The sequence below is a fragment of the Parabacteroides sp. AM58-2XD genome (assembly GCF_003463685.1).
Taxonomy (GTDB): Bacteria; Bacteroidota; Bacteroidia; order Bacteroidales; family Tannerellaceae; genus Parabacteroides; species Parabacteroides segnis.
Genome location: NZ_QSDP01000034.1, coordinates 46,394 through 57,084 on the forward strand (window position 1 = coordinate 46,394; position 10,691 = coordinate 57,084).

Annotated in this window: 6 protein-coding genes and 1 pseudogene; 2 read left to right on the forward strand and 5 right to left on the reverse strand. The window is 45.5% G+C overall.

Annotated features, from left to right (window positions below):
- Positions 1–8: 8 nt before the first annotated feature.
- From gnd to DXA15_RS10435, 3 genes and pseudogenes are all read right to left on the reverse strand, one after another.
- Positions 9–1,462 (reverse strand): annotated as a pseudogene (gnd, locus tag DXA15_RS10425) (decarboxylating NADP(+)-dependent phosphogluconate dehydrogenase).
- A gap of 23 nt (positions 1,463–1,485) precedes the next feature.
- Positions 1,486–2,865, reverse strand: a complete 1,380-nt coding sequence (locus DXA15_RS10430) for an FAD-dependent oxidoreductase (RefSeq protein WP_122328978.1) — start codon at positions 2,863–2,865, stop codon at positions 1,486–1,488.
- A 417-nt stretch (positions 2,866–3,282) separates the two neighbouring features.
- Positions 3,283–4,017 (reverse strand): bifunctional 2-polyprenyl-6-hydroxyphenol methylase/3-demethylubiquinol 3-O-methyltransferase UbiG, encoded by a 735-nt coding sequence (locus DXA15_RS10435; RefSeq protein WP_128133981.1) that lies wholly within the window; start codon positions 4,015–4,017, stop codon positions 3,283–3,285.
- Between the two features lie 205 nt (positions 4,018–4,222).
- Between DXA15_RS10435 and glyA the strand changes: the two genes are divergently transcribed.
- Positions 4,223–5,503, forward strand: a complete 1,281-nt coding sequence (gene glyA / locus DXA15_RS10440) for a serine hydroxymethyltransferase (RefSeq protein ID WP_128133982.1) — start codon at positions 4,223–4,225, stop codon at positions 5,501–5,503.
- A gap of 181 nt (positions 5,504–5,684) precedes the next feature.
- Positions 5,685–8,033: a family 20 glycosylhydrolase gene (locus DXA15_RS10445; RefSeq protein WP_128133983.1), complete on the forward strand. Its 2,349-nt coding sequence runs from the start codon at positions 5,685–5,687 to the stop codon at positions 8,031–8,033.
- Between the two features lie 60 nt (positions 8,034–8,093).
- Here the strand turns inward: DXA15_RS10445 and DXA15_RS10450 are convergent, their stop codons facing one another.
- Entirely contained in the window at positions 8,094–9,998 is a 1,905-nt protein-coding gene (locus DXA15_RS10450) for an alpha-L-arabinofuranosidase C-terminal domain-containing protein (protein WP_233567129.1), read from the reverse strand.
- Positions 9,999–10,006: 8 nt separating this feature from the next.
- The gene (locus DXA15_RS26275; RefSeq protein WP_233567131.1) at positions 10,007–10,561 is read right to left on the reverse strand and encodes a hypothetical protein; all 555 of its coding nucleotides are present in this window, start codon (positions 10,559–10,561) and stop codon (positions 10,007–10,009) included.
- Between the last annotated feature and the right edge of the window lie 130 nt (positions 10,562–10,691).

Sequence of the window (10,691 nt, forward strand, 5' to 3'; positions counted from 1 at the left end):
TCCCTCCTTTATACTGTATAAGTTCCGGAAACTGTGTTACCGCCTTCGCCCGTCCAGTTGGTGTGGAAGAAAATACCGGGGTCGCGGTCTACCCTTTCATAGGTATGGGCACCGAAATAGTCACGCTGTGCCTGAATCAGGTTGGCAGCCGAATTGAGCGTGCGCAAGCCGTCGAAATAACTCAGGGCCGAACTCATGGCCGGCAAGGCTACGCCACTCAGGGCGCCTTCTGCAACCACCTTACGCCAAGATGGCAAAGCGGCCTGTATCTTGATGCGGAAGAAGTCGTCGAACAGGAGGTTCGGCAACTCCGGAGCCTTCTTGTACGCATCCGTAATCTTCTGCAAGAATACGGAACGGATGATGCAGCCTTTACGCCATATCTGTGCAATCGTGCCGAAGTCGAGCTCCCATCCGTAACGTTCGGAAGCGCGGAGAATCAAAGAAAAACCTTGTGCATAAGAAATCAGCTTCGCAGCATACAAGGCCTGGCGAATCTCTTCCACATACAGGTTTTCACCCAGTTCGACAGGTTCGGGATATAAGCTGGAAGCCTCTCCGCGTTCAGATATCAGGGTCGATAGCATACGGGCATAAACGGCCTCGGTAATCAAGGTCAGCGGGTCGTTCTCGTCCATCGCTGCGATGGCACTCCATTTGCCGGTTCCTTTCTGGCTGGCAACGTCCAGGATTTTGTCCAGCAACGGTTTGCCGTCTTCGTCGCGGAAGCGGAGGATATTCTTTGTAATCTCAATCAGGAACTGTCCAGTTCCCCTTTGTTCCATTCTTCAAAGACGACAGCCATTTCGTCATTATCCAGCCCTTTACGGTTCTTCAGCAAAGAATAGGCTTCGGAGATTAACTGCATGTCGCCATACTCAATCCCGTTATGCACCATCTTCACGAAATGTCCGGCACCGCCTGCGCCTATCCATTGGCAACAGGGAGTCCCGTCATCGAGCTTGGCAGCAATGCCTTGCAATATGTCCTTCACAATAGGCCATGCTTCGGGAGAACCTCCGGGCATCACGGACGGGCCGTGCAGGGCACCTTCCTCGCCGCCTGAAATACCGCTACCGACAAAATAAAGACCTTTTGCCTCCACTTCCTTCACACGGCGTTCCGTATCGTGGAAATCGGAATTACCACCGTCAATAATCACATCGCCGGGCGACATGTGGGGCAACAGTTGTTCAATCATCTCATCGACCGGAGCACCTGCCTTAATCATCATCATGATGACACGCGGACGCTTAACGGCTTCCACCAGTTCCTCGATAGAATGGGCCGGGATAAAATTCTTCCCCTTGCCGCGGCCGTTCACAAAACGGTCCACTACCCTTTCCTCACCGGGGAAACTACGGTTATATACAGCAACGGTAAAACCTTTGCTTTCCATGTTCAGAGCCAGGTTCTCCCCCATAACGGCAAGACCTATCAGTCCGATATCTGCTTTTTTCATGTTCTGTTCTATTTTATATTTCGTTATTTTATCAATGCAAACAAATCGTTCAACGATTCACTCATCGAAGGATGCGTATAAATGCTATCCCTCAGGAATGTGTAATCTTTTCCCGCCCGTATAGCCAGCGAGACGGTATTGATAACCTCCGTCGATTCGGCGCAGAACAGGGTACAACCCAGTATCTCGCCTGTTTCCGTATCGACAATCGCTTTCAGTAGGCCATCCGTCTGCTCGAAAGTACGTGTCCGAGGGAATGCTGCCGCCGGAATCCGTGCGATACTTATCTTTCTTCCCGAACGCAAGGCCTCTTCTTCTCCCATACCGATACGCGACAAAGGCGGGTCGATGAAAACGGAGTAAGCCACGGCTACACGGTCATCTTTCGTACGGCGTCCGCTACCGAACAGTTCATCCTTTATCACCCGGTAATCGTCCAGGGAGATGTAAGTGAACTGGAGTCCGCCTGTCACATCGCCCATGGCCCATATATCGGGCACGTTCGTATGCAGGTGTTCGTCTACCACGATTGCACCACGGTCGGAAACCTGTATGCCTGCGGCTTCCGTATTCAGGTCCGTCGTGTTCGGACGTCGGCCGGTTGCCAACAAAACGGCATCAGCGGGAAGTTGCCGGAGCTCTCCTCCCACATTCTCTTTATATGTTATAACAGCTTCGGCGCCATTGTGTTCAATCGACTGCACCAAAGCGTTCAGATGAATAGTAATTCCTTTCTTTTCCAATACTGTTTTTACCGCCTCAGCGATATCGCGGTCTTCGCGGGCAATAAACTTGTCGCCCCCTTCGAGCACAGTCACTTCGGAACCGAAGCCGGCAAACATGGAGGCAAACTCAAGGCCGATGTAACCACCGCCAACAATCACCAATCGGCGCGGTAACTTATCCAGTTCCATGATAGAAGTACTGGTATAAACATACGGATTACCTTCCAGTCCCTTGATTGACGGAATAATGGTGGAAGCGCCCGTATTGATGAATATCTTTTCGCCCTCCAGGAGAAGGGTTTCATTGCCTGCTTTCACTTCTATTTCATGAGGAGAACGGAAAGAAGCGATACCGGTATAGACCGTGACGGTGTCTTTCGAATCGAGGTTATCGAAATTCTTTTTGCGTAAAAAGGCAGTCAGTTCTCTTTTTCCGGCAATAGCATTCCGGAATTCCTCTGCGTATTGCTCAAAAGAAGAGGGTTTCCTGTATTGAGTTACTTTCGACATGTGTACCAGCCTTTTTGTCGGGATACAACCTATATTGATACAAGTTCCGCCATACATACCAGCCGAACGTTCAATAATGGCCACGTTCCAGCCTCTTGTTCCCAACTCTGCGGCCAAAGTCTTGCCGGCCTTACCAAACCCAATGATTATCGCATCATACTTTTTCATCTTTCGTTTCTCCTCTTTTAAGTTAGTTATTAACAGAACATTCGTTTTAACCTAATTGTTCGTAATATTTATCTATATTCCAATATTTATTATCTATCAGCCTCCCCGCTAAAACGCAAAGGATGACAAGACAAAAGTAGAGAAAGCGACTAGTTAAGGGAATGGTCATTTTTCCTATTGAGTTGGCAATTTGTCATTCACTGGGGAGCAAAATTCCGGACATGCCGAAACGGCTTCAGTTTCCTAAGCAGGAAACGCGAGTTTCTTCCGCAGGAAACTGGAGTTCCCCAGGCAGGAAATTACAGTTTCCTAGGCAGGGAACTGGAGTTTCCCAAACACGAAACTACGAGGAAACTGTAATCAACTGAGCAATAACACACTAGTATAAAATTGAGAATAGTAAGAAAACAGGTTCTATTACCTCTTGACAGCCGAAATAAGGAGCATCATCGGCCTGCGTAATTCATCCTGCATACCGGGAATGGTATCCAGTAAGGCAGGGTCGGGTTCCGACTCTATCAATCCGGTTATTTCAAAGCCCGACTTAATCAATCCATTTATATAAGTAGTCAATGTCTTATGATACTTCACCACCTCTTCGCCCAAAAAGACAGCACGGCGTTTTCCTTCCGTAAAATAACGGTCGACCGGCCAATGCAGAATCTCACCGTCAGCTCCATAATACCAATCCTGCGTACCATAAGCCGTAAAAACCGGATGCTCGACCGAGAAAACAAATGTTCCGCCCTTGCTCAGACAACGGTACACATGCTCACAAACCGTATCAAAAGATTCCAGATAATGAAACGTCAGCGAACTGATGACTACATCAAACATATCAGGCTTATATTCAAAATCTTCCACAGCCATACATTTATAGGTTATCCGAGGGGAAGAATTTCTTTTTCGGGCTTCTTCCAGCATCTTCTCCGAAATATCGATACCCAGTGCAGAAGCCGCTCCCTGTTCAATGGCATATACGCAATGCCATCCGAAACCACATCCCAGGTCAAGCACCCTTTTCCCCTGGAAATCGGGCAACATCTTCTTTAGCATGTGCCATTCTCCCGCGCCTTTCAAACCATCCACAGAACGCGACATCCGGCAATAGCGGCTGAAGAACTCTTCGTCATCATATTTATTCTCTTTCATACCTTAAACTCTTAGTTTTAACAGAAATATTTCCACAAATACGGAGAACGGCAAAGATAGGCATAAAAACAACCTCTTTCCCTCCCCTCTCTATTTATATTTTGATAACAATTAGACTATATATACAGAAATTTATCGTAAATTTGCGACGATTCTCTCATTTTGATAAGCAGAGAACTCATTGCAATAACCAATTTTACATGTAATGAAACAAGACAAGATCATTTTCGACATCATTGAAAAAGAACATCAGCGCCAGTTGAAAGGTATCGAGCTGATTGCTTCTGAAAACTTTGTGAGCGACCAGGTGATGCAAGCCATGGGAAGCTGCCTGACCAACAAATACGCCGAAGGTTATCCCGGCAAGCGTTATTATGGTGGTTGCGAGGTAGTAGACCAGAGCGAAACGATTGCTATCGAACGGTTGAAACAAATCTTCAATGCTGAATGGGCAAATGTCCAGCCTCACTCGGGAGCACAGGCAAATGCAGCCGTATTCCTGGCAGTTCTTAACCCAGGGGATACATTCCTCGGTTTGAATCTGGCACATGGCGGCCACCTTTCTCATGGTTCTCCCGTAAATAGTTCAGGTATCCTATATAAAGCAACAGAATATAACGTAAAAGAAGAAACCGGACGCGTCGATTACGACCAGATGGAAGAAGTTGCACTGCGCGAAAAACCGAAATTGATTGTCGGTGGCGGTTCTGCTTATTCACGTGAATGGGATTACAAACAGATGCGCGAAATCGCCGACAAAGTAGGCGCCCTGTTGATGATAGACATGGCCCACCCTGCCGGTCTGATTGCAGCCGGTTTGCTGAACAACCCGTTGGAATATGCCCACATCGTAACTTCTACGACTCATAAAACGCTGCGTGGTCCGCGCGGAGGTATCATTCTGTTAGGCAAAGACTTCGAAAACCCATGGGGAAAGAAGACTCCGAAAGGCGAAATCAAAAAGATGTCGCAGTTACTCGATTCAGCCGTATTCCCGGGAATCCAGGGAGGTCCACTGGAACATGTAATTGCTGCTAAAGCCGTTTCTTTTGGCGAAGCACTGGAACCGGAATACAAAACATACCAGGCTCAGGTGAAGGCAAATGCGGCTGCTATGGCTAAAGCATTTATCGATAAGGGGTATAAGATTATTTCCGATGGTACGGACAATCACAGTATGCTGATCGACCTACGTAAGAAATTCCCTGAACTGACCGGTAAGGTAGCTGAAAAAGCATTGGTTGCTGCCGACATCACTGTCAATAAGAACATGGTTCCGTTCGACAGCCGTTCAGCATTCCAGACGTCAGGTATCCGTGTCGGTACTCCGGCTATCACAACCCGTGGTGCCAAAGAACCGCTGATGGCTGAAATCGTTGAATTAATTGACACTGTTCTTTCTGCTCCCGAATGTGATAAGACAATCACCGCTGTTCGCGAAAAAGTAAACAGCATCATGAAAGAATATCCAATCTTCGCATGGTAAAATACCTTGTATAGGGCCGGCACTAAAACCGCCGTCCCTATACATTATATTATATATAGTATATAAATACCGTATAAGCGGCAAAAATATCTGTTTAACCGGAGTAAATACCGGGACGACCGCTAGGGCCGCCCCTACGAAAAACAAAATTCACAATTATCTATAAACTTATCTTTATAACATGAAGAAGCTCGTTTCAATGTGTGCAGGCGCAGCACTATGTATCCTTGCGTCATGCAGCGAAGGGCCTACAAAACAGATGCCTTATAATCAGGGTATCAATGTAATTCCTGTACCTGTAAGTCTGACTCAGAACGAAGGAGTCTTTAAAGTTGGCAAAAATATGGCTTTCCAGGCTTCCACTCCGGAAGCTAAGACTGTGGCTGAATTTTTTGCTTCTAAAATGAATCTGGCAACAGGTTATCAGGTAACAGTCGGAGACAAAGAAGTTTCTAACGGGATTTCATTGCTCATCGACGAATCACTGGACGTAAATAACGAGGGTTACACACTCGACGTAACTGCCAATGGAGTCGTTGTAAAAGCTAAAACTCCGCAAGGTTTGTTCTACGGTATGCAGACATTCATGCAACTGTTGCCGGCAGAAATCGAAAGTCCGGTTGTTGTAAACGGTATCGCATGGACCACTCCATGTGTTTCGGTAAAAGACGAACCGCGTTTCGGATACCGTGGCTTCATGCTTGACCCGTGCCGCCATTTCATTCCAGTTGAAAACGTAAAAAAACAGATTGACGTATTATCCCTGTTCAAGGTCAACCGCATGCACTGGCACTTAACAGACGACCAGGGCTGGCGTATCGAAATCAAGAAATATCCGAAACTGACAGAAGTCGGAGCAAAACGTATCGAAGGCGAAGGCACTGAGTACGGCGGCTTCTATACACAGGAAGAAATCAAGGAAGTTGTGAAATATGCAGCCGATCGCTTCATCACAGTTATTCCTGAACTGGAACTTCCGGGACACGAAATGGCTGCTATCGCCGGTTATCCTGAATTGTCTTGTAAAGGCGAACCGGGTACTCCGCGTATCATCTGGGGTGTTGAAGACATCGTAATGTGTGCCGGCAAAGAAGAAACATTCAAGTTCCTGGAAGACGTGATTGATGAAATCGCCCCGTTGTTCCCCAGTGAATATTTCCATATCGGAGGTGACGAATGTCCGAAGATCAGCTGGAAAGAATGTCCGCTATGCCAGAAACGTATCAAGGAAGAAGGGTTAAAAGGCGACAAACAGCACAGCGCGGAAGAACGTTTGCAGAGTTACTTCGTACAACGTATGGAAAAATATCTTTCCGGCAAATACGGAAAGAAAATCATTGGTTGGGATGAAATCCTGGAAGGTGGTCTTGCACCGTCTGCAACTGTTATGTCATGGCGTGGTGAAGCCGGCGGTATCGCTGCTGCTAACATGGACCACGATGTGATTATGACTCCGGGAAGCGGTGGTATGTATCTTGACCAATATCAGGGAGATTCCAAAATAGAACCGGTAACTATCGGCGGATATGCTACGATTGAAAAAGTATACAGCTATAACCCGATTCCTGACACATTGGTTACAACAGGCAAAGCCCAGCATGTAATCGGTGTTCAGTGTAACAACTGGTCGGAATATATGTACAACACCGATTTGATGGAATATCGCATGTATCCTCGTATGTTGGCTTTGGCCGAAATCGGATGGAGTCCGCTAAACCGTAAGGATTATAAAGATTTCGAACGCAGACTTGATAATGCTTATGTTCGTCTGGATGCACACAACATCAACTATCATATCCCACAACCGGAACAGCCGAATGGCTCATGTAACTTCGTTGCATTTACGGATAAAGCATCTCTGGCATTCAAAATAACTCGCCCTGTCAAAATGGTATATACAATCGACGGAACAGAACCGACTGCCGAATCAACTGTTTACTCTGCTCCTATCGAATTCACAGAATCAGGCATATTGAAAATCCGCTCCGTATTACCTTCCGGTAAAATGAGCAAGACTCGTACAATCACTGTAGAAAAGCAGGCCCTGGCTCCGGCTAAGGAAGTTGCTAAAACAACTCCGGGACTGGAAATGCAGGTTACTGACGGTATGTTCCTTGAATCATCGAAACTGGCTGACGTAAAAGAATGGAAGAAATCGACCATGAAAGATTTGCGCGAACTTACCAGCGTTGTCAAGACCAGCGAATCAATGAGAGGCGTTAAACAGTATGCTGCCGTTGCAACCGGTTATGTAAATATTCCGGAAGATGGCGTTTACTATATCTCTTCTGACAACGAAGAAGTTTGGATTGACGGTAAACTGCTTATCAACAATGGCGGTGAAGTAAAACGTTTCTCACGCCACGACACTTCTGTTGCTTTGGCTGCCGGCCTGCATGAAATCAAAGTGGTATTCCTCGGACATATCATCGGCGGATGGCCTTCCAACTGGAATGACGGCAGTGTAAAACTGCGTAAAGCAGATGCAGAAAGATTCACCCGCATCACTCCGGAAATGCTGGTTCACTAATCACATTTTCGTAATCACAAAAAAGGCTCTGGACATCACTGTTCAGGGCCTTTCTTTATCTTAATCGACTTTCATCTTCATAATGGTAATCGAGTTGGGCGGGAAAGAATAAACCATCGGTCCACCCAGAGAGAAAGTGATATTCTTCGATACTGGAACAATCCGGGTCGGATTATCAAATGTATTACGCACCAAAGGCTCTCCGGTCAATTGAAGGATTTCCGCATCATTTTTGACACTAGCACCTTTTATATTCAATTCCGTCTTTTCTTCATGTTGTGTCGTATTTACGACTTTCAGTATAATCGTATTGGTCTCCTTCTCCAATGTGGCAACAGAAACCAGCGACGGCAGCGGAGGCAATACAACCTCATGCACCAATTTGTCATCGACATAACAACTTACGGCTTCATCCTTACAAACCACTTTCACATCATACCAACGGTTACTTTCAAAAGAATAAGGTTCAGGAGAACGCAATGTGTCTTTAACCGCACCGGCTGAACGATAGAACTCACAGGTTCCGGGAGCTATGGAAACTGCAATATGGTCGTTGGCCTCTCCTTCTTTTCCATTATCCCGTACACGAAGCTGAATCTGTCCGCTTCCTTTATTCCTTCTGACTTTCATGGAAAAAGTGTAGTCGTGAGCTATCGAATCGCCCATTAGGATATAGTTCCAGCGGTTGGCATCGGGAGTTAATGTACCGTTATTTACTTTCCAGCCTCCGGTCCTGACTATCGCATCCGTTACAGGTTTGCCATCAATCCGTACATCTTCAAAGTCATAACTGTTATCAAACAGTTCGATTCCTGCATATCCGAATGTAACCTGGGGCCTGCTGTATGTTTCTATTTCTGTTTTCAGCAAATCATCTCCCCGGTTATCCGAAAACATCTTCATCATATAATAAGAAGGAGACCCGATTGCACTGTTATTATTAAAAGAAATAGCCGGATATCTCTGAAAATCATAATTTACATTTCCCAATACCGGCGCATAGGCCAGGTGTTTTACCACTTCCGGACTACTCTCCACACCTAGCAGGAAACAGGCTTCTCCTATCGCCGCCCGCAAAGTTCCTTGCAAAGAGACATCGCCCATACTGAACTCACCGATGAAAACCGCAGGAAATCTTCTCAGATATTGCCCGGTCTCGTATCTGTCATGATTTGCGATAAGGAAATCTTCACCGGAATAAAAATGATAATCAGTCCACTCGTTACGGTTTTTCCCTGAAATAAACGAGCTCTTAATCACGGTAATTTCAGGATAAGCCTCATTAATAGCTTTTTTAAAAAGGTCAAAACGCTTTGAATATTCCTGCCCATAGTTCTCACTCCCAATCTCTATGTATTTCAAGTCAAACGGCTCCGGATGCCCATTCCTGGCACGCATAGCACCAAAAGTCGAATCAGCAGGCTGATTGGCATAAGCAATCGCATCCAATGCATCCTGAACCAACTTGTTCATAGCTGTAATATCCTCATAACGCGGCCGGCGGCTTTGGCTTGTCACCCCGCTATTAATCACATACAGCGGTTCCGCATCCAAATCTTCGCACATTTGCAGATATTCATGATACCCCATACCGTTGGTCGAACCATACGCCCATATATTCCAGAAATTCCTGCGTGTAGAAATATCTCCAATGGTTTCATGCCAGACCGGATACGTTCCGGCCGTATAACCTTCTACAAAACTTCCTCCCGGAAAACGGACAAACTGGGGATTCAACGAGGAAATCATCTCCATTAAATCAGGACGCAGACCGTTAGGCCTGTCTTTCCATGTTTTTTGAGGAAATAGAGAAACCATATCCATCCAGAATACAATAGAAGTATCTGCCGTAATAGCCAAAACAGCATTATTTGTGCTTTCCGAAGCAGTAAACGTATGTTTGTATTTCCTCCATTCATATATCGGAGAAACATCAAAAGTTTCACTCAAAGGTGTTTCTGCCACAGAATCGCCTAAAAGACACGAACCTTTTTAGGAATCATCGACCCACCTTTCAGATATAAGGACAATTCATATTTTTCACCCTCACGTATGGAAAGTCCATTATAACCGGTTGCAACTACGCCTCCTCTCCCGGTTTCCGAAGAAGCGGCAACAGAAACCAATAAAGAGCGTTTATTTTTATCATTAATCAACTCCTTATTATCAGGCCATATACTGGTATTTGAAGAAATTTTCCGCCAGCCGGGTGTTGAATCGGGACGAATAAAAGGAATCGTCCATCCGTTAGGTGTGCTTAATACATTTCGCTTGGCATCATAAGGGCAGTTTAAAGGAGGCACTCCATCCTCAAAACTGCGGTTTTGTATCATCTCCGCATATACTCCCCCATCAATGGCATGGTTTATCTCTTCAATTGTTACTCCATACAAATTTTTATTAACAGGAACAGAAAAGCCGTCCAAATCAATTATTATTGAAGATGTAACAGGCATTTCCGGCTGACAACCGGAAAGCATAGCGGCGAGTATAATGCTTATATTTAATACTTTAAAGGGTATATTCATTTCTTTATTTATCAATTCAATATATCGACTAAGTTTCGCTTTGCAAACTTAAAGAATAATTTCCATATATAACATTCTTTGGAGAAAAGACTATTCTCCTATAAAACCTTTGATTTTTATACGTTTTATT

What these genes read in the sequence shown, in the direction of transcription:
- glyA (WP_128133982.1), top strand. Translation starts at nt 4,223, where the DNA reads ATGAAACAAGACAAGATCATTTTCGACATCATTGAAAAAGAACATCAG.
- DXA15_RS10445 (WP_128133983.1), top strand. Translation starts at nt 5,685, where the DNA reads ATGAAGAAGCTCGTTTCAATGTGTGCAGGCGCAGCACTATGTATCCTT.
- DXA15_RS10435 (WP_128133981.1), bottom strand. Translation starts at nt 4,017, where the DNA reads ATGAAAGAGAATAAATATGATGACGAAGAGTTCTTCAGCCGCTATTGC.
- DXA15_RS10430 (WP_122328978.1), bottom strand. Translation starts at nt 2,865, where the DNA reads ATGAAAAAGTATGATGCGATAATCATTGGGTTTGGTAAGGCCGGCAAG.
- DXA15_RS26275 (WP_233567131.1), bottom strand. Translation starts at nt 10,561, where the DNA reads ATGAATATACCCTTTAAAGTATTAAATATAAGCATTATACTCGCCGCT.